General features: G+C 72.1%; 17 protein-coding genes. 7 read left to right on the forward strand and 10 right to left on the reverse strand.

Annotated elements, in window-relative coordinates:
- Nucleotides 1-18 precede the first annotated feature (18 nt).
- The 3 genes from ACIOGX_RS33960 (at nt 19) to ACIOGX_RS33970 (ending at nt 5,114) form a co-directional block, all read left to right on the forward strand.
- Complete coding sequence (locus ACIOGX_RS33960; RefSeq protein WP_401918525.1) at nt 19-2,094, forward strand: BTAD domain-containing putative transcriptional regulator; 2,076 nt, start codon at nt 19-21, stop codon at nt 2,092-2,094.
- Nucleotides 2,095-2,391: 297 nt separating this feature from the next.
- The gene (locus ACIOGX_RS33965; protein ID WP_401918627.1) at nt 2,392-3,906 is read left to right on the forward strand and encodes an FUSC family protein; all 1,515 of its coding nucleotides are present in this window, start codon (nt 2,392-2,394) and stop codon (nt 3,904-3,906) included.
- A 149-nt stretch (nt 3,907-4,055) separates the two neighbouring features.
- A complete protein-coding gene (locus tag ACIOGX_RS33970; RefSeq protein WP_401918527.1) occupies nt 4,056-5,114 on the forward strand; it encodes a lactonase family protein in 1,059 nt (352 codons plus the stop codon).
- Between the two features lie 252 nt (nt 5,115-5,366).
- On the opposite strand, the gene ACIOGX_RS33975 is transcribed toward ACIOGX_RS33970, so the two are convergent.
- From ACIOGX_RS33975 to ACIOGX_RS33990, 4 genes are all read right to left on the reverse strand, one after another.
- Nucleotides 5,367-6,287, reverse strand: a complete 921-nt coding sequence (locus tag ACIOGX_RS33975) for a hypothetical protein (protein WP_356516372.1) — start codon at nt 6,285-6,287, stop codon at nt 5,367-5,369.
- A 95-nt stretch (nt 6,288-6,382) separates the two neighbouring features.
- Complete coding sequence (locus ACIOGX_RS33980) at nt 6,383-7,417, reverse strand: N-acetylglucosamine kinase (RefSeq protein WP_401918529.1); 1,035 nt, start codon at nt 7,415-7,417, stop codon at nt 6,383-6,385.
- 81 nt (nt 7,418-7,498) lie between these two features.
- Nucleotides 7,499-8,176 carry a uracil-DNA glycosylase gene (locus tag ACIOGX_RS33985; protein ID WP_129771673.1) on the reverse strand — a complete coding sequence of 226 codons (678 nt, stop codon included), beginning with the start codon at nt 8,174-8,176 and terminating at the stop codon, nt 7,499-7,501.
- 73 nt (nt 8,177-8,249) lie between these two features.
- Complete coding sequence (locus ACIOGX_RS33990) at nt 8,250-9,329, reverse strand: NADH:flavin oxidoreductase/NADH oxidase (protein WP_401918531.1); 1,080 nt, start codon at nt 9,327-9,329, stop codon at nt 8,250-8,252.
- Nucleotides 9,330-9,540: 211 nt separating this feature from the next.
- Between ACIOGX_RS33990 and ACIOGX_RS33995 the strand changes: the two genes are divergently transcribed.
- Both ACIOGX_RS33995 and ACIOGX_RS34000 read left to right on the forward strand, forming a co-directional pair.
- Entirely contained in the window at nt 9,541-9,918 is a 378-nt protein-coding gene (locus ACIOGX_RS33995) for a helix-turn-helix domain-containing protein (protein WP_356516378.1), read from the forward strand.
- A 189-nt stretch (nt 9,919-10,107) separates the two neighbouring features.
- Nucleotides 10,108-11,040, forward strand: a complete 933-nt coding sequence (locus tag ACIOGX_RS34000) for a DUF6214 family protein (RefSeq protein ID WP_401918533.1) — start codon at nt 10,108-10,110, stop codon at nt 11,038-11,040.
- A gap of 62 nt (nt 11,041-11,102) precedes the next feature.
- Here ACIOGX_RS34000 and ACIOGX_RS34005 read toward each other — a convergent pair whose 3' ends face one another.
- Nucleotides 11,103-11,771 carry a DUF305 domain-containing protein gene (locus tag ACIOGX_RS34005; protein ID WP_384772021.1) on the reverse strand — a complete coding sequence of 223 codons (669 nt, stop codon included), beginning with the start codon at nt 11,769-11,771 and terminating at the stop codon, nt 11,103-11,105.
- Nucleotides 11,772-11,949: 178 nt separating this feature from the next.
- On the opposite strand from ACIOGX_RS34005, the gene ACIOGX_RS34010 reads away from it, so the two are divergent.
- Nucleotides 11,950-13,446 (forward strand): LVIVD repeat-containing protein, encoded by a 1,497-nt coding sequence (locus tag ACIOGX_RS34010; protein WP_401918535.1) that lies wholly within the window; start codon nt 11,950-11,952, stop codon nt 13,444-13,446.
- Here the strand turns inward: ACIOGX_RS34010 and ACIOGX_RS34015 are convergent.
- The 5 genes from ACIOGX_RS34015 to ACIOGX_RS34035 all read right to left on the reverse strand — a co-directional run bounded on the left by ACIOGX_RS34015 (nt 13,422) and on the right by ACIOGX_RS34035 (nt 17,515).
- Nucleotides 13,422-14,075, reverse strand: coding sequence for a helix-turn-helix domain-containing protein (locus ACIOGX_RS34015; RefSeq protein WP_356516384.1), 654 nt, complete (start codon nt 14,073-14,075; stop codon nt 13,422-13,424). The two genes, ACIOGX_RS34010 and ACIOGX_RS34015, sit on opposite strands and share 25 nt — an antisense overlap.
- A gap of 216 nt (nt 14,076-14,291) precedes the next feature.
- Nucleotides 14,292-15,002 (reverse strand): HAD-IA family hydrolase, encoded by a 711-nt coding sequence (locus tag ACIOGX_RS34020; protein WP_356516385.1) that lies wholly within the window; start codon nt 15,000-15,002, stop codon nt 14,292-14,294.
- 19 nt (nt 15,003-15,021) lie between these two features.
- A complete protein-coding gene (locus tag ACIOGX_RS34025; protein ID WP_401918538.1) occupies nt 15,022-15,723 on the reverse strand; it encodes a phosphatase PAP2 family protein in 702 nt (233 codons plus the stop codon).
- Between the two features lie 59 nt (nt 15,724-15,782).
- Nucleotides 15,783-16,718, reverse strand: coding sequence for a M56 family metallopeptidase (locus ACIOGX_RS34030; protein ID WP_383972179.1), 936 nt, complete (start codon nt 16,716-16,718; stop codon nt 15,783-15,785).
- 212 nt (nt 16,719-16,930) lie between these two features.
- Nucleotides 16,931-17,515 carry a DUF5134 domain-containing protein gene (locus ACIOGX_RS34035; RefSeq protein ID WP_401918540.1) on the reverse strand — a complete coding sequence of 195 codons (585 nt, stop codon included), beginning with the start codon at nt 17,513-17,515 and terminating at the stop codon, nt 16,931-16,933.
- A 360-nt stretch (nt 17,516-17,875) separates the two neighbouring features.
- Between ACIOGX_RS34035 and ACIOGX_RS34040 the strand changes: the two genes are divergently transcribed.
- Complete coding sequence (locus ACIOGX_RS34040; protein WP_356516393.1) at nt 17,876-19,150, forward strand: glycoside hydrolase family 71/99-like protein; 1,275 nt, start codon at nt 17,876-17,878, stop codon at nt 19,148-19,150.
- Nucleotides 19,151-19,274: the final 124 nt, after the last annotated feature.

Raw genomic sequence — 19,274 nt, forward strand, 5'->3', positions numbered from 1 at the left:
GGGAAGGGGTGGTCACGGGTGCGGGTCGGGTTCGGGGTGCTGGGGCCGGTGACGGCCTGGGACGGTACCGGCGGCACGATCGCGCTGAAGGGGCCGCGGCACCGCGCGGTGCTGGCCCGGCTGATCGTCGCCCGGCGCGGCGTCGTCCCGGTCAGCCGCCTCGTCGAGGATCTGTGGGCGGATCCGCCGCCCGGCGCGGTGGGGGCCGTACGCACCTTCGTCGCCGCGCTGCGCCGAGCGCTGGAGCCGGAGCGCCCGCCCCGCGCCCCGGCCGGGCTGCTGATCACGTCCGGGCCGGGATACGCGCTGCGCGCGGAGCCGGACACGGTGGACGCCTGGCGTTTCGAGCGGGCGGTGGCCGCCGCCGCGACGCTGCCTCCGCAGGACGCGCTCGCGCGGCTGGAAGAGGCGCTGGGATGGTGGCGCGGGCCCGCGTACGCGGAGTTCGCCGACGCGGCCTGGGCCCGCGCCGAGCGCTCCCGCCTGGCCGAACTGCGACTGCACGCCGTCGAGCGGCGGGCCGGGGCCCGGCTCTCCCTGGGCCTGGCGGCCGAGGCGGTGCCGGACCTGGACGCGCATGTCGCCGAGCACCCCTGGCGCGAGGACGCCTGGCGGCTGCTGGCACTCGCGCTCTACCGGACCGGCCGCCAGGGCGACGCGCTCGCGGTGCTGCGCCGGGCACGCACGCTCCTGGTGGAGCAGCTCGGGGTGGACCCGGGCCCGGGTCTGCGCCGTCTGGAAGCGGACATCCTCGCCCACGCCGACCACCTCGACCCCTCGGCGGGTCAGGCCGGACCGAGCGGGCAGGCCGGGGCGGCCGGACACGCCGGGTCGGTCGGCAGCGGGGACGGCGCGGCGGGGCACGTGTGGGCGCGGGCAGCCGCCGCGTACGACCGCACCGTCGCCTCCGGCGCCCGTGCCCGCCTGGAGTCGACCGTGGGCCTGCTGCGCGGCCTCGCCGTGACCGGGGGCGGCGGCCTGGAAGCGGCCCGCCTGCACCGCGTGGCGGCCATCACGGCGGCGGAGGAACTGGGCGACCCGGCGCTCACCGCCCGGGTGATCGGCGCGTACGACGTCCCCGCGATCTGGCCCCGCTCGGACGACCCGGAGCAGTCGGCGGCCGTCGTGGCCGCGGCCGAGCGCACCCTGACCGCCCTCCCTCCCGGCGGCCACGAGGGGGCTCGGGCCCGGCTGCTCGCCACGATCGCGCTGGAGTCGCGCGGCACCCCGCCCCACGCCCTTCGGCCGGGCGGCACCCGCTCGGCGCGCGGCCTCCAGGCCGCCCGGCAGGCGGAGCGGATCGCACGCGGCCTGGACGATCCCGCACTGCTGGCCTTCGCGCTCAACGGCGTGTTCATGCAGACCTTCCACCGCGCGGGTCTGGCCCCGCGCCGGGACGCGATCGGCGCCGAACTGGTCACTCTGGCCGCCCGCCACGATCTGGTCACCTACGAGGTACTCGGCCACCTCATCCGTCTCCAGGCGCGCGGCGCGCTCGCCGACTTCTCCGGAGCCGACCGGCACGCGGTCGCCGCCGACCGGCTGGCCGAGCGCCATGAGCTGCCGCTCGTGGGCGTGTTCACCCAGTGGTACCGGGCGCTGCGGCTCGCCGAGACGGGCCGGGCACCGGCGGCCGAGGTGGAGACGGCCTACCGGGACGCCGCCGCGCGTCTCGACGGAGCCGGCATGCCCGGCCTGGAACGCGGCCTGCTGCCGCTCGCGCTGCTGTGCCCGCGGGTGCGGCACGGCCTGCCGGCCCCGGCCGACGAGCACATCGACTGGGGGCCGTACGAGCCATGGGTCCGTCCCCTGGTGCTGCTGGCACAGGACCGCCGCGACGCGGCCGGGACCGCGCTGCGCGACAGCCCGGACCCGCCGCCCGACCTGCTGTTCGAGGCGCTGTGGTGTCTCACCGCGCGGGCGGCCGTCGCCCTCGGAGACCGGGAGACCATGCGGCGCGCGCGGAGCGAACTGACCCCGGCGGCAGCGGAGTTGGCGGGAGCGGGCAGCGGCCTGCTCAGCCTCGGCCCGGTCGCGGGGTACCTCGACGAGCTCGCCACCGCGGGATCGGCCGGACAGGCGGGACGGGCCTGACGGGCCGGACATTCCGCACAGGGGGATCGTGAGTCCGGCGGGAAGCCGTTGCACAACCACGGCGACAGCCCGTGACCGCGGCGGCCGTCGCCGGGCGCGCGCACCGCCCGGCGGCGCCGCCCTGGCCCGTTGGTCCTCCGCCCGCTGGCGGCGATCACGGCTCACTGTGCCAATGGCCCAGCAGTCCGGCACTCACTTGAGCCACCGGGGCCGAAGGTGCTGTGATGGAGCCATCAATGGCGCTGCGGATCCCCGCGGCGCCTTTCTCATGCCGGAGTGGGAACGGGCGGGCTGGCAGTGCTGAAGAGGATGTTCGTGAGTCCCGATCCGGGACGGCTGCGGCTGTACGGTGCCGTGCGCGCCGTTCTCGGCATCGGCCTGGCCGTCCTCGTGTGCGCGGCGGCCGGGCACCCGCTCGCCGGAGTCATCACCGGTGGGCTCGCCGCGCTCCTCGCCCTCTTCACGGTCACCGACACGACGGTCCGGGGCCAGGCCGTCACCACCGCGCTCCTGCCCGCCGTCGGCTTTCCGGTGCTCGCCCTCGCGTCGGCGCTGCACGATCAGCCGCTGCTCCGCGACGCGGCGTTCCTCGTCGTGGCGGGTGCCGGGGTGTACGCCCGCCGCTGGGGCGCAAGGGGCCATGCCCTGGGTGTCTTCGGGTTCATGACCTTCTTCGTGGCGCAGTTCCTGCACACGGTCCCCGCGCGGCTGCCCGGCCTGTACGCCGCGGTTCTGCTCGCCCTGCTCGCCTCGTCGGTCGTCCGCTTCGGCGTCTGGTGCTACGAGCGACGCCTGCCGCCGCGCGCCGTACCCGCGTTGCCCGGTGCGTCCGGTCTGGTCCGTACGACCACCCGGCAGGCGGTTCAGGTGGCCGTCGCGGGCGCGCTCGCGCTCGGCGCGGGCCAGCTGCTCTCCCAGGACCGGTGGTACTGGGCCGTCGGCGCGGCCTGGTGGATCTTCGTGAACACCGCCTCACGCGGAGAGACCCTGGTCCGCGGCTTCCGGCGGATGGTCGGCACGGCCGTCGGCTGCGCCGTCGGGCTGGTCGTCGCGGTACCCCTGCACGGCGCGCCCGCCCCCACCGCCGCGCTCGTCGCCCTGTGCGTGTTCGGCATCTTCTACACCGCCGCGGTCTCGTACAGCTGGATGATGTTCTTCGTGACCGTCATGGTCGGCCTGCTGTACGGACTGCTCGGCGTGCTCGACCCGGGGCTGCTCGCCCTGCGGCTGGCGGAGACCGGTGTGGGGGCGCTGGGCGCGACGGCGGCCGTCCTTCTCCTGCTGCCGGTGACCACACACGCCGTCACCGACGCGTGGATACAGCAGGCGCTGCGCTGTGTCCACGGCTGTACCGCCACGGCCGCCCGCCGGCTCGCCGGGGACGACCACGCCGACCCGGGGCCGCTCGCCGCGGAACTGGAACTGCTGCTCGGCCGGGTACGGATGTCCCTCGCGCCGCTCGTGCATCCGCTGAACCCGTTGCGGGCGCGCGGGGCCAGAGCCCGCCAGGTGCTCGTCCTGCTCGACGAGTGCGCCCGCGAGGTACGGGGGTTCGCCGCGGTGGCCGCCGACCCCGCCGCCTCGCACGACGCCCGGCTCGCCGCGGCCTGCCGCCGGGTCGAGGCCGCCGTACGCGAACTGGCACCGCCCGGGGCGGAGCCGGCCCGTCCGGTGCCCGGGGCGCCGGAAGCGCCGTACCACCACCCCGGGGCCGAAGCGGCACTGGCCCATCTGCACGGTCTGGAGCGGGCCCTCGCGGATCTCTCCGCGCCTCTGCGCACGGCGCCGCGCGGCCGGCTCGTCGCGGCCTGAGCTGCCGGAAGTCGCCGGGAAACGGCCTACCGGGCCGGTCGATTGGTCCAGACCCCCTGCTACCGTCTGCCCCGGACACCGGGCGAGCGGTGGCCTGCACGACGGACGAAGAGACCAGCCGAAGAGATCAGCCGAAGAGGGGACAGACAGTGAGCGGCAGGAACGAAGGGCGGGCCTTCATCGGATCGTTCACCTCCACGGGAGGCCGCGGGATCACCACCGTCACCGTCGACGAGGAGACCGGAGCCCTGACGGAGCGTGGAGTCACCGACGCCGTCGCCGATCCGTCCTATCTCACGCTCGCCCCGGACGGATCCGTGCTCTACGCGGTCTCCGAGACCGAGGAAGGCGCGGCGGCGGCGTTCGGCACACCGGCGGCGGACGCGGGGAACGGGGCGCCGCGACTGCTGGGGGAGCCCGTACCGGTCCGCGGCGCCGCCCCCACCCATCTCACCCTCACCGCCGGGCATCTGCTGACCGCCAACTACGGTTCGGGCAGTGTCACGGTGCTGCCCGTCGGCACCGACGGCGCTCTCCGGCCGGCGAGCGGAGTGACCAGGCACGAAGGCTCCGGACCGCATCCGGACCGCCAGCGCGGACCCCACGCGCACCAGGTGGTGACCGACCCGAGCGGCCGGTGGATCCTCACCACCGACCTCGGCACCGACTCCGTCCGGATCAGCGCCCTCGACGCCACCGCCGGCGCGCTGACACCGCACGCCGAGACCGCGCTGCGCCCCGGCACAGGACCGCGCCATCTCGCCTTCCATCCGGGTGGCGGCCACGCGTACGTGCTCAACGAACTGGAGCCGACGCTCACCCTCTGCCGCTGGGACGCGGAGCGGGGTCTGCTCGAACCGGTGGGCGAGGCCCCCGTCCTGCCCGACGGCGTGGACGTCGAGGGCTTCGGCTCCGAGGTGGTCGTGTCCCACGACGGACGGTTCGTCTGGGCGGCGGTCCGCGGCCATGACAGCATCGCCGTTCTCGCGCTCGACGCGACGTACGAGAAGGCCGAGCTGGTCACCTCGGTCGACTGCGGCGGGCGCTGGCCGCGCGATCTCGCGCTGGACCCTGCGGGCATCCGGCTCTACGCCGCGAATGAGCACTCCGGGGACGTGACCTGGTTCGACGTGGATCCGGCGACGGGCATTCCGGTACGCGCCGGTTCCCTCGCGGTCCCCGCCGCCTCCTGCGTGGTCTTCGGCTGACCGGCCGGCCGTCGGCGCCGGGCCCTCCACCCGTACGCTCCTCTCCGCCCCGGACGGCCCTCTCCGTACGGACGAATCCACCCGTACGAGCGGACGTGACCGTACGAGCGGACGTGACCGTACGCACGGGTGCGTCCGTACCGACGCGGAAGGGCCCGCGCCGGAGTGATCCGGGGCGGGCCCTTTCCATGGGTACGGGCGTGCTGCGCTCCCGTACTCAGGGGCGTGCGGCGCACGGCCGGTGCGGGTGGGTCAGTGCGTCGGCGTCCCCTGCGGCTGCGCGGGAATGCCCAGCGCGGCCGTGTACTTCGACAGCACCAGCTTCCCGATCGCCGGATACGCGCCCAGCGGCTCGGCGGCGGCACAGTCCGCCTCCTTCAGCGCCGCTTCGAGCAGACCCTCGGGCAGCTCGGGGCCGACCAGATACGGGGCGAGCGCGAGCTGGGTCGAACCGGCCTCGCGCAGCTCCTGGGCCACGGCCGCGATCGAGCCCTCCTCGTCGAGCGCGGCGGCCATGACCGGTACGGCGAGGCGCGCGGCCAGCAGCATTCCGGTGATCCCCGCGGTCTGCACCGCTTCCTTGCCCCCCACTGTGGCCAGGATGATCCCGTCGGCCGCCGTGGCGACCGTGAAGAGCCTGGCGCGGTCGGCGCGGGCCAGACCGGCCTCCGACAGGCGCACGTGCAGCCCTTCGGCGAGCAGCGGATGCGGACCGAGGACATCGGTCAGCTCCGCGGTGGCGCCGCTGTCCGCGACGGCCTGGCCTATCCGCGTGACCAGCCCGCTGTCCGGTCCCGCGAGCAGCGGTACGACGACGGCGGCCGGACCCTCGGGCTCGGCCACCTCACGGCCCGCCGCCTTCGCCAGCTCGTAGCGCTCGGTACGCAGCGCGGCGGTCCCGGCCAGGACGTTCTGCAGCGTGGGGTACTCGGAGTCGTCGCCGTCCAGGAAGCCGATGACGGCGTCGAGGCCGGGCAGCTCGGAGCGGGCGATACTGACGACCTCTTCGGCCAGACCGCGGACGGCGGCCGAGGGCGTGCCGGGCACGGCGACGACGAGTGCGGACGCGCCTTCGGGAGCAGCGACCGGTTCGGGGCGGCGGTGGCGCCCCGACTGACGGGGTCGCGGCATTCGTACAGGCAGGCCGGATGCGGGCCCAGTGGGGGTGCTCATGGCGTCGAATGCTACTGGTTTTGTGGGCGCGGCTGTTCGGGGAGGGGGCAGTCGCGAACCATCTGTCCTTATTTATCCGTTAGGTGTTTTTCTGCTCATCCATCCTGTTCTGTCAGGACGTTCAGCAGGCGCGCGTCGTGCGGCAGCCGGAGCGTGTCCCCGGCGAGCGCCCCCGCGATGAGCAGCGCCCCGCCGAGCGGATCGGCCGCGGCGGACACGGTCGTGGCGTGCGGAAGTTGACCTGCCAGTTCCGCGCGCAGGGGGACGAGCAGCGGGTCGCCGAGGCCGAACAGCCCTCCCGTGAGGGCGACTTCGCACGCGCCCGACGGCGGGCAGACCGCCGCGGCGGCCTCCGCGATATGCCGCGCCGCCGTCGAGACGATGCCCGCCGCGATCGGATCGCCGGCCGCGCAACGGGCCACTTCCGGCGCGAACGAGGCGAGTACCGCGGGCCGGTCGGTACGCGGATAGAGCAGCCCTGGCAGCTCGGGAGCGGGCCCGAAAACCTCTTCCATTCTGGACAGCAGTGCGGGCGATCCGCCGCGCCGTCCGTCGTGGGCCCGCATGGCCGCTTCCAGTCCCGCCCGGCCGATCCAGGCGCCGCCGCCGCAGTCGCCCAGCAGGTGACCCCAGCCGTCCGCGCGCCGCCAGCCGGTCAGGTCCGTGCCCAGCGCGATCATGCCCGTACCGGCCGCGACGACCGCGCCGGGGCGCTGGCCGAGCGCTCCCGCGTACGCGGTCACCGCGTCCGCCGCGAGCACCAGCCGCCGCACCCCGAGGGAGTGCGCGAGCGCCGCGGGCAGTTCGGCGCGCAGTCCGTCGCCGAGTGTCGCCATCCCGGCCGCGCCGATCGCGACCGCGGACAGGACGCCGGGACCCGAGCCCGCCTCCATGTCCGTGTTCGTGTTCGTGTTCGTATTCACGCCCGCCTGCGCCAGCAGGGTGTCCACCGCGGGCAGCAGCCGGGCGAGCAACTGCCCCGCGTCGATACCCGAGGGGCCCGTGCGCAGCGGCTCGGCGGAGGCGGTGGCCGCGACCGTCGTCACGCCCGCCGTCCCGTCGGGAGCCGTCGAGCCGAGCGCGAACCGCAGCCCCGAGCCGCCCGAGTCCACGCCCAGCACCCAGCTCATCGGCACATCACGCTCATCGGCACACCATGCTCATCGGCACATCCGGCTCATGCGGGTGTCCGCCTCATGCGGGTGTCCGCCTCATGGCAGCCGCCAGTCCACCGGCTGCGCCCCCTGGCCGATCAGCAGGTCATTGGCCCGGCTGAACGGACGCGAGCCGAAGAAGCCGCGGTCCGCCGACATGGGGGAGGGGTGGGCCGATTCGACGGCCGGGTAGTCCCCGAGCATCGGGCGGCAGTTACGGGCGTCGCGCCCCCACAGGATGGAGACCATCGGCTTGCCGCGCGCGACCAGAGCGCGAATGGCCTGCTCGGTCACCTCTTCCCAGCCCTTGCCGCGGTGCGCGGCGGGCTTGCGGGGCGCTGTCGTGAGCGCCCTGTTGAGCAGCAGCACCCCCTGCCGCGTCCACGGCGTCAGATCGCCGTTGGAGGGGCGCGGCAGCCCCAGATCCGTATGCGCCTCCCGGAAGATGTTCTCCAGACTGCCGGGCAGGGGCCGCACCTCGGGCGCCACCGAGAAGCTCAGCCCCACCGCGTGCCCGGGGGTCGGATACGGGTCCTGCCCCACGATCAGGACCCGCACCTCGTCGAACGGCTGCTGGAAAGCGCGCAGCACATTCGGTCCGGCCGGCAGGTATGTGCGCCCGGCGGCGATCTCCGTACGCAGGAAGTCACCCATCTCGGCGATGCGTCCGGCCACGGGGCCCAGCGCATCCGCCCATCCGGGCTCGACGATTTCGTTCAACGGTCGTGCTGCCACGGGGTGCCACTCTACTGGTGCGCACGGGGCGCTTCCGCACACACCCGTCAACCCGCCCCCGGCGGACGGTATTTCAGACGGCTCGGTGGTACTGCCGCGGGGTGTGTACACGCCCGCCCAGCTCTCCGGCGGCGCGGCGGGCCCAGGACGGGTCGCGCAACAGCTCCCTGCCGAGCAGTACGGCATCGGCCTCCCCGTTGGCGACGATCTTCTCGGCCTGCTCGGGCCGAGTGATCAGACCGACCGCCGCCACGGGCAGCCGCGTCTCCGCCCGGACCCGGGCCGCGAACGGCACCTGGTAGCCGGGACCGACCGGAATGCGCACGTCCGCGGCGTTGCCGCCACTGGACACATCGAGCAGATCCACGCCGTGGGCCAGCAGCTCGTCCGCGAGGCGCACCGTGTCGTCAACGGTCCAGCCGCCCTCGTCCAGCCAGTCGGTGGCGGAGATACGGAAGAAGAGGGGCAGCTCCTCGGGCCACTCGGCGCGTACGGCGTCCACGACCTCCAGCGCGAACCTCGCGCGGTTCTCGAACGAACCGCCATAGGCGTCGGTGCGCCGGTTGCTGTACGGCGAGAGGAACTGCCCGATCAGATAGCCGTGCGCGCCATGCACCTCGACGATCTGGAAACCGGCCTCCCTGGCCCGCCGCGCCGCCGCCGCGAACTGGCCGACGATCTCCTTGATCTGCTCCACGGTCAGTTCGGCGGGCAGTAGGTGGCCCTCCGCGAAGGGCAGCGCGCTCGGCGCCAGCGGCTCCCACCCATGGCCCTCGGCGCCGACGGGACCGCCACCGTTCCACGGCCGGTCGGTCGAGGCCTTGCGCCCGGCATGAGCGAGCTGGATGCCTGCGACGGTGCCCTGCGAGGAGAGGAAGCGGGTGATCCGGCGGAACGCCTCGACCTGCGTGTCGTTCCAGATCCCGAGGTCGGCGGGGCTGATACGGCCCTCCGGGCTGACGGCCGTGGCCTCGACGAGGATCAGGCCGGTGCCGCCGGTGGCGCGCGCCGCGAGATGGGAGAAGTGCCAGTCGTTCGGCACCCCGACGTCCGGGCCCGTCTCGTCCGCGGAGTACTGGCACATGGGCGCCATCCAGACCCGGTTGGGGATGGTCAGGGACCGCAGGGTGTACGGCTCGAACAGTGCGCTCACGGCGGACTCCATTCGGAACGTGGGGCATCGGTGCGCGGGTCACCGGTACAGGGGGCATCGGTACGTGACGGACGGGCCGCCGCGTCGGTGCGAGCCCCGCCAACGCTTCGTACGATACCCATCGTAGTAAGGTGAATGTCAAACTACGAGAACTCTCGTACAATGGGAACTCGCCCAAGGAGATCTCGTCGATGAAGCGCCATGGGGCGCGATGAACACGATGAAGTGGAGCCCCGCCGTGACCGCCGCGACCAGCACACGTGAACTCGCTCACCCCTCGTGTGCGGAGATCCGTCTGGAGGGCGTGCTCCACGCACTCTCCGACCCCTTGCGGCTGCGGATCGTCCGCGAGCTGGCCGTGGTGGGCGACGAGCTCTCCTGTTCGCACTTCGAGCTGCCCGTCAGTAAATCCACCACCACCCACCACTTCCGGGTGCTGCGCGAGAGCGGCGTGATCGAGCAGAACTACCGGGGGACGGCCAAGATGAGCGGACTGCGCAGGGAGGACCTGGACCGTCTCTTCCCCGGTCTGCTCGACAGTGTTCTGGACGCCGCCGCCGCGCAGGCCGGCCGGCTCGGTGACGGCTGATCCGGAGACCGGTCGCGTGACCCGCAGACCGGTCACGCTTGATCCGATGAGCCGACGGGGTGCCGTACGCCTCGGCACGTGCGCGCCATGACAATAAGGGTTGGATTGCCTGATTAAGTTGTGAATGTGTCGGAACATAAATCGATTTCCGCCCAGGAATCTCACGACCACGACGCTTACCCATGGCCCGTGTGGGAAGTGCAGGGGCACGGCACCGTCACCGGTGCCGGGGACCCCAGGGACGGCGCCGCGCGGCGCGAGATCCTGCCCCCCTGGGTCGATATCAGGCTGACCTTCGCGGACGGTGCGCGCATCGATGTGCTCGCGGTGGTACGGGACGGGCGGATCGCCATCGAGGACGCGCAGGCCGACCCGCCGCTCGCCCTGGACGGTTTCGCCGCGCTCGCCGAGGCGATCGAGGCGCCGCTCCACAACGCCTGTCAGGTGGTCGCCGGCCGGCACCGGCCGCCCGCGCCCCAGCCCGTCGACAGTGCGGTCTCCGCCGACGCCCCGGTCGCCCCGGTCGCCCCGCTCGCCACGGGCACCGGTGACGGACCACAGCCGCTGTCAGGGCCGGAGAGGCCGGAGAGGCCGGAGGCGGCGGAGGAAGCCGAGCCCGGGTTCGGGTTCGAGTCCCCGTCCGCACCTGAACCCGTACCCGCATCGGAACCCGTGGCGGCGACCGAATCGGTACCGGCACCTGAAGCCGGGCCCGTTCACGCGGCAGGTTCCGTTCACGCCACCGGGCCGGTCCACGTGTCAGGTTCCGTTCACGCGTCCGGGCCCGCGCCCGAGCCCGAGCGGCCGGCCGAACAGCCCGTGGGGGACCCTGTGCGGCCGGAGCCCGAGCCGACGTCCGCGCAGCCGGCCGCACCGGATGCCGCCCCGGAAGCCGCTCAGGACCAGATCCAGTCCGGCAGGCACCGCGCCCGTCCGTCCCTCCCGCGCGGAAGTGCCGCCCGGCAGGGCGTCGCCGAGATCTACCGCGCCGCCCAGCAGGCCGGCCAGGACCCGGTGCTCGCCGTGATGTCCGCGACCGGATACAGCCGCCGCAAGGCGCTGCGACTGATCGCCGGCGCCCGCGACGAAGGACATCTGACCCCCCGTCATCACCGGCGCTGACCCACGGCGTTCGTCCCGTCGGTCACGTCAGCTGCGGATCATCGCCTTGCGGGGCGTACGCCTCACATGGCGCGCATACGGTTCATCTCGGACGTCTGCTGCGAGATGACATCGTTCGCCATCTCCTCGACCTGGACGTTGTTGCCCTCCGAGAGCGCCTCGGTCGCCATGGTGATCGCCCCCTGGTGGTGAGTGATCATCAGCTTGAGGAACAGCTCGTCGAAGGCCTTGCCCTTCGCCGCCCGCAACTGCGTCAGCTGGGCCTCGGTGGCCATTCCGGGCATCGTGCCGTGATCATGGCCCTGGTGCTTCTTCGCCCCGCCGTTGTTCTTCAGCCAGGCTTCCATCATGCCGATCTCGGGCTTCTGCGCGTCGGCGATCCGTGACGCGAGCCGCTTCACCTGCTCCGAGCCCGCCCGTTCCGGCACGAGCGCGGCCATGTCCAGCGCCTGCCCGTGATGCACGATCATCATCTGCGCATAGGTGAAATCGGCGGAGTTGGGGGTGTTGTCCGGCGCCGCCTTCAGCGCCTCCTCGGCGGAGAGCGTCTTCGCGGGCTCGCCCGGCTTCCCGGGGGCCACCACCCCAGCACCCTTGCCCGCGTCGGCCTTTGCCGCGTCCGCGCCGTCGTCACCGCTCGATTCGCAGGCGCCCAGGGCGAGTACGGCGGCGGCGACGGCCGCCGCGACGACGGACCGGCGAACACGCGGGCTCCGGTGGCGGATCAACACGGCGACCTCCTGCGGCACATGGTGTGGTGGACATTTCCTAGCACGCTTCAGGCAACGAGTGATCAAAAACTTTCATTACATCTCTGTTGCCATCTGTTGAGATGTACATGAGAGGGACGATACTGCCGAGGTCCGTGACCCGTTCATGTCTGGGCGGGGATACAAGGGAGGACACGTAGTGAGTTCGTTGCACACCACCCGCGTGCGGCGCAGACGCCTGGGCGTGGCAGCAGCCGCGGTCGGGCTCTTCGCGACGTTGCTGACCGCCGGCCCGGCGGTCGCCACACCCGACCCCGGTGACCGTCAGGCCAAGGAGAAGGTCTCCAGCAGCCAGGCGGCCGAGGTGAAGTCGGCCATCGAGAACGGCGAGATACCCGGCGTGGACGAGATCGTCCACAGCCGCAACATCAGCCATCTCGCCAATGTGCCCAAAGACCTGATCACGGGGACCAACTCGGACCTCGCGTTCCAGGGCAAGTACGCCTTCTCGGGCAACTACGACGGTTTCCGGATCTTCGACATCAGCAACCCGAAGTCCCCCAAGACCGTTGCCCAGGTGCTCTGTCCCGGATCGCAGAACGACATCTCGGTCTCCGGCGATCTGCTCTTCCTCTCCACCGACTCCTCGCGCAGCGACAACTCGTGCACCAGCACGACGCAGCCCGCCACGGAGAAGTCGTCCTGGGAGGGCATGAAGATCTTCGACATCAGCGACAAGCGGAACCCCAAGTACGTCGCCGCTGTCGAGACCGCGTGCGGTTCGCACACCCACACGCTGGTACCGGAGCGCAAGGACGTCTACGTCTACGTCTCCTCGTACTCGCCCAGCGCGTCCTTCCCGGACTGCCAGCCGCCGCACGATGGCATCTCCATCATCAAGGTGCCGCGCAAGTCCCCGGAGAAGGCCGCGATCGTGAACTTCCCGGTGCTCTTCCCCGAGGGCGGAAACCCGGGAGCGCCCACCAACCCGGGTGTCTCGGCGACCACCGGCTGCCACGACATCACGGTGCTGCCCTCCAAGGACCTGGCCGCCGGTGCCTGCATGGGTGACGGCATCCTGTTCGACATCAAGAACCCCGAACGCCCCAGGGTGATCGACCAGGTCCAGGACAATGTCAACTTCGCCTTCTGGCACTCGGCCACCTTCAACCAGAGTGCCAACAAGGTCGTCTTCACCGACGAGCTGGGCGGCGGTGGCGCCGCCACCTGCAACGCCGAGATCGGTCCGAACAGGGGCGCCGACGGTATCTACGACATCGTCGGCAAGGGCGACAAGCGCAAGCTGGTCTTCCGCAGCTACTACAAGATCCCCCGCTACCAGGCGGACACCGAGAACTGCGTGGCCCACAACGGCTCGCTGATCCCGGTCAAGGGCCGCGACATCATGGTCCAGTCCTGGTACCAGGGTGGCGTCTCGGTCTGGGACTTCACCAACTCCTCGAAGCCGAAGGAGATCGCGTACTTCGAGCGCGGTCCGATCTCGGCCGAGACCATGGTCGGCGGAGGCACCTGGTCCTCCTACTACTACAACGGCCACATCTACTCGAACGACATGGTCAAGGGCTTCGACGTGCTCCGGCTCGACGACCGTGTGACCGACCCCGCGAAGCGGGTGCGGATGTCCGAGCTGAACGTGCAGACGCAGCCGGACTACTTCGACCGCTCGGGCCACTGAGTGATCGTGTCCTGACTCGTTCCGCCGGGCGGGCAGCCGCCCGGCGGAACGCCGAGTTCCCACTCCAGCCCGTAGCGCTGGAACAGCTCGGCGCGCAGCCGCGGCAGCGGCATCGGCGCGCCCGGCATCAGAACGGCGAAGACCGCGCCCATCAACAGGGCGCGCAGCAGCGGATAGTCGCTGTCCGGGTCCTGTGAGCCGTACCGTTCCACCGTCTCCCGCAGCAGCCCCGCGAGCCGCTGCTGCTCCGGGCACTGCACGAACCCCTCGGCTTGCAGGATGCCTGCCATATGCGTCCGCATCAGGACGGGGCTGTCCTCGGTGAGCCCCAGGATGGCGTCGATCGCCCGTGCCAGCCGCTCCCGGCCGTCGTCCGTGGCCGGTTCACGCTCCAGGGCGGTGTGGAGCGTGCGGTGCATCAGCCGGTGCACGGCGGATTGCAGCAACTGCCGCTTCCCCGGGAAGTAGTACGAGACGAGACCGCGCGCGGAACCCGCCCTGTCGGCGATGTCGGCGAGCGTCGTGGCCTCGTAACCGCGTTCGGCGACCAACTCCACCGTCGCTTGCAGCAACCGCTCCCGGGAACGCCGACGGAGTTCTTCATTGACCGATGCGCTCCGCGGGGACATGCTTTACTCCTGCGTTGACTGGCTCTAAGCCAATATACTCAGTGCGTCCCGTCGCAGACCCTTCCGGGCCTGGTCAGCGGGGCTTCCGCCTGCCTTGGGCGACGCGGGGGATCGTCCAAGGCAGGCGGTTTCGGCATGCCCGGTCGGCCGCGGTGGTGCCCGTTTCGGGCTTCGGGGCGCCCGTTTGAGGCTTTGCCCGCGGTTCTCCTTACGGGTCTATCGCAACGGTCCCCGGGCCGCCAGGGCGATAACGGGCCGCAGTCCCGCCGGGCGCTCCTCGACCGGCAGATGGTCCACGAAATGGACCGAGCAGCCCAGCTCCGCCGCTCCGCCGTCCGCCTCGCGGTCGTCGCCGACCATCAGCACATCGTGCGGATCCTGCCCCAACTGCTCGCAGGCGGCCTGGAAGAGCCGGGCGTCGGGCTTCTGGATGCCGTGCTCGTACGAGAGCACATACGCGTCGACGAACGCGTCCAGGCCGTGGGCGCGGAAGACCGGCCGCAGATCCCAGCCGATATTGCTCACCACCGCGATCCCGATGCCCTCGCGTCGCAGCGTGCCGAGCACCTCGGCGGCATCGGTGTACGGACGCCACGCGTCCGGCGTCATATGACGGTCGTAGAGCGCGTCGTACAGGTCCGGGCTGGGCAGCTCCACCTGCCGGGCGAGCCCTGTGTACGCCGCGCGGTGGCGCCCGGCGCTCTCGTCGCGGGTGGCCCACAGCCCGGCCAGATCCGGCGGCACCCGCTCCGGCGAGGAGCCACCGGGCAGTGCGCCCGCCACGGCCAGTCGCATCGCGTACCGCCGCACCTCGTCGGGGGGTACGGCGACGCCCGCCTCGTCGAGCACGGCACGCAGCCAGGAGCTCGCGGATTCGATACGGAAGAGGGTTCCGGAGAAGTCGAAGAGCACACCCTTGAAGGTCATGCGTCCGATCCTCGCCGGGTCACCGCTTCCCGGACAAGGTCACGCGCCCGTACAGCGAGACCGAGAACGCGACCAGACAGCCACCGAACAGCCACCCGGCCATCACGTCCGTGCCCCAGTGGACGCCCAGCCAGAGCCGGGTGAGGCCCGCCCCGGCCACCGATACGGCCGCGACGACGACCGCCGTACGCCACAGCCGGCCGCCGGCCCCGTGGCGGCGTGCCAGCCACAGCAGCAGCCCGCAGGTCACCGCGGCGGTCATGGCGTGCCCGGAGGGGAACGCCGCGAAGTGAGCGGAGTCGACCGGGTCGGGCCACCGCGGGCGCTCACGGCCGACCGCGGCCTTCACCCCCTGGGAGACGGCCGCGCCCAGCGCCGCCGTCCCGGCCGTCCACAGCGCGAGCAGTCGCTCATGCCGCAGCCACAGCGTGATCACGGCCGCCGCGGTCAGCAGCCGCATCATCCAGGGATCCCAGACCCAGTCGGTCAGCACCCGGTTCGCCCAGGTCGCGCCGGGCTCGTCCACCGCGCGGCGGTGCAGGCCGTCCGCGACCCACCGGTCGAAGGAGACCAGCGGAGCCCACTCCGCGACGACGAGGACGGTCAGCACCCCCGAGAGGACGGCCAGCAGCGTTGCCAGGGCGCCCGCTCCGGTGAGTCCGGCGAGCGGGGGACGGGCCGGGGGCGACGGGGAGGACACGGGGGCCGAGGGTGAGTGCATGGGGTTGATCCTCGCGCACGCGGCGTGCGGGGGGCCATTCCGGGGCGGGGCGGGGTGGGCTATCCCAGGGCGCGAAGCGCCGGTACGAAGGCGACCAGCAGCGGCACCACCGGCACCAGCGCCGCCGCCGCGGTCAGCCGCAGCCTGCGTCCCGCGGTGAGCCGGGGTACGGGCGACAGCAGCCGGTTCACCCGTTGCGGCAGCTGTGCGTCCGGGGTGGTGCCGGGCCCGAACACCCCGCGGTCCTCGTTCAGTTCGACCAGCGCGAGCGCGATCGTCAGCCGTCCGAAGCGCCGCGAGGCGACATCGTCCGCGGCCAGTTCGACCAGCCGGTGCATCTCGTCGCGGAACGCCGCGAACACCGGGACCTGCGGGAATCCGTTCGCCAGCGCCCCCGAGCAGTGCAGCAGCCAGTCGTGCCTGGCGCGCGCGTGGCCCTCCTCATGGGCGAGTACGGCATCGAGCTGACGCCCCTTCAGGCGGCGCAGCGCGGCCGTGGTGATGACCAGCTGGGGCGCGGCGCCCGGCAGCCACCACGCGCCGGGACGCTCGCCCTCCAGGACGACGAGGGGCTCACCGCTCGGCTCCTCACCGGGCAGCACGGGGGAGCGTACGAGCAGATCCTTGCGGCGCTGGCGGCGTCGGCTGCGGGCCCGGTGGATCTCGCGGGTGAGCATCGCGACCGTCCAGAGGCCGCCACTGGCCAGCAGCACGGTCAGCGCGATCGTCCACGGCCCGTGCGAACCGAAGGCGTAGGCCTCCACCACGCCGCGCGGGGCGGGTGCGAAGACATGGCCGCGGACACGGAGCCAGGAGGCGGCGGCGCTGAAGGTCATGGAGAGCGCGAAGCTCAGCAGTACGGCCGCCACGACGCACTGCCACACCCATAGCGCCACCACGGGCTCGCGTTCCGGCCAGTCGGCGCGCGACAGGAGCCGCGGGGCGACGACGGCGGTCAGCGCACCGAGCAGCAGCAGTGCCAGGGAGACCATCATGGGCCCCAGGGTATGAGGGGCGCGCTACTCAGGGGTATGTCCTTACCTGGCAAGTGACCCACGACACGTTTCGGCGCGGGCACCCTTGATCTTCCGGGGCCGGCTCGCGGGGGCCGGATCCTCCGGGGTCCGGATGCTCCGAGGTCGGCCGGACCGGCCGGGATCAGTGGGTCAGGCCGAGGCAGACCGAGGCAGGCTGTGATCGGCCGCGATCAGAGCGTGAGCAGCATCGCCAGCATCGCGATGCCCATGGAGAGCCGGCACACCAGCGCCAGCTCCGGCCGCTCGCCCCAGCCCACCAGGGCGGTACCGCCCCCGCCCTCGGGGCCCGCGGCGGCCGGGACGGGCAGCAGCCGGGCTCCCGCCCACAGCACGTAGCCGGCGTAGTAGACCAGCAGCACGCCGGTGACCAGCGGCGCACCGCTCCCCCCGCCCGTCGCGCCCTGCGTGTGCGCGCTGTGCGCCCCGGCCGGGGCGACGGCCATGGCCCCGGCCATGTAGACCATCGCGAGCATCCCCAGCAGATGGTGCAGCCGGTGCCCCGAACCACCGGCGCGGACGAGCGTATGGAGCGCCGCGCCGAGGAACACCACCACGTATCCCGCCCAGACCCACCGGGGCGGAGTCAGCACGGCGGCGGGCACCGCCATGGCCGCCATCCCGAACCCCATCAGGGCCTCACCGCCCACCGAACCGCGCTGGTCGCCCGCGCTGTCGCGCAACCGGAGCAGACAGTAGCTCCCGGCCGCCGCGCAGAGCGCGACGAGCAGCCAGCCGGACGTCGCCGTTCCGTGCATCGCGCACCTCTCCGTGTACCCGTCTGCGGACTCGTCCAGGGAATGCCCGACGCCGACGATGCGCATACGAGCGCAGAGGGACACAGGGGGAGCGCACCGGGGGTCACGGGCCCGGCAGCGCACCGCAGTTCGGTTATTCGCATTTCAGTGGAAACGGAAAGCGTAAAGAAAATCGGCTGACAAACCTTCGATTTCCCGGAACGAATTCCTGGCGCGCGTGGCCTTGTGGTGACGGTAGCGCCCGACTACTTTGCGAAGGCGTGCCCTTGGGGGCCGGGCGGACTGCCGACGCCTGTAAAACCCCCCACCCCCGAGGGCTTTACGTCTTTCTGGCAGAAATCGAGTGGGAGGCATTCCCCCATGCATATGTCACGACGGTCCGCCATCGCGTCCGCGCTGGCCGCCTCGGCCGCCATCGCCGGTGTCGGCGCAGCCCAGCAGAGTGCGTCGGCCTCCGAACCGCGCCGACGCGCACAGCCGGCTCCCGCCGCGAGTCCCCCCGGCGACGTGGTCGGCAAAATCACCGTGGGCTACCAGGGCTGGTTCGCCTGTACCGGTGACGGCGCCCCCATCAATGGGTGGTGGCACTGGAGTCAGAACATGAGCCAGCCGCCGTCGCTCGGCAATACGACCATCAAGTCGTGGCCGGACATGCGGGAATACTCGCGCGGTTACCCCACCGCGTACCCGAACCTGAACAGCGGCCAGCCCGCCACGCTGTTCTCCTCGTGGGACCAGCAGACGGTCGACACGCACTTCCGCTGGATGCGGGAGAACAACTGCGACACGGCCGCGCTCCAGCGCTTCAACCCCTTCAGCCCGGAGGGCCCGACCCGGGACGCGATGGCGCAGAAGGTGCGCCAGTCGGCCGAGGCCAACGGCCGCAAGTTCTACATCATGTACGACGTCACCGGCTGGACGTCCATGCAGTCCCAGATCAAGGAGGACTGGACGTCGAAGATGAGGGCGCACACCGCGTCCAGCGCCTACGCGAAGCAGAACGGCAAGCCGGTGGTGTGCATCTGGGGCTTCGGCTTCAACGACCCCGGCCGGCCCTTCGCGCCCGGACCGTGCAAGGAGGTCGTGGACTGGTTCAAGGCCCAGGGCTGCTACGTCATCGGCGGCGTGCCCACCCACTGGCGCAACAGCACCGACGACTCACGCCCCGGCTTCCAGGACGTGTACCGCGCGTTCAACATGATCTCGCCCTGGATGGTCGGGCGGATCAGCAACGTCGCCGACACCGACCGGTTCTTCCGCGATGTCAACACCCCCGACCAGGCGGAGTGCAACGCCCGCGGCATCGACTACCAGCCGTGTGTGCTGCCGGGGGACCTCCAGGAACGCCACCGCGCCCACGGTGACTTCATGTGGCGGCAGTTCTACAACATGGTGCGGGTCGGCGCGCAGGGCATCTACATCTCCATGTTCGACGAGTTCAACGAGGGCAACCAGATCGCGAAGACCGCCGAGACCGGTACGCAGGTGCCGTCCGGATCGGGCATCTGGGCGCTGGACGAGGACGGTACGTCCTGCTCGTCCGACTACTACCTGCGGCTGACCGGCGACGGCGGCCGGATGCTCAAGGGGCAGATCGGACTGACGGCCACCAGGCCCACCCGGCCCAGGATCTGACGGGACGCCGGACGCGGAACGCCGGAAGGCCGGACGCCGGAAGGCCGGGCGCCGGAAGGCCGGACGCGAGTAGGCCGGACCCGGAGCGTCGGGCAGCGGGACGATGACGTACGGGCCGCCGGGA

The sequence above is a fragment of the Streptomyces sp. NPDC088147 genome (assembly GCF_044741565.1).
Classification (GTDB): Bacteria; Actinomycetota; Actinomycetes; order Streptomycetales; family Streptomycetaceae; genus Streptomyces.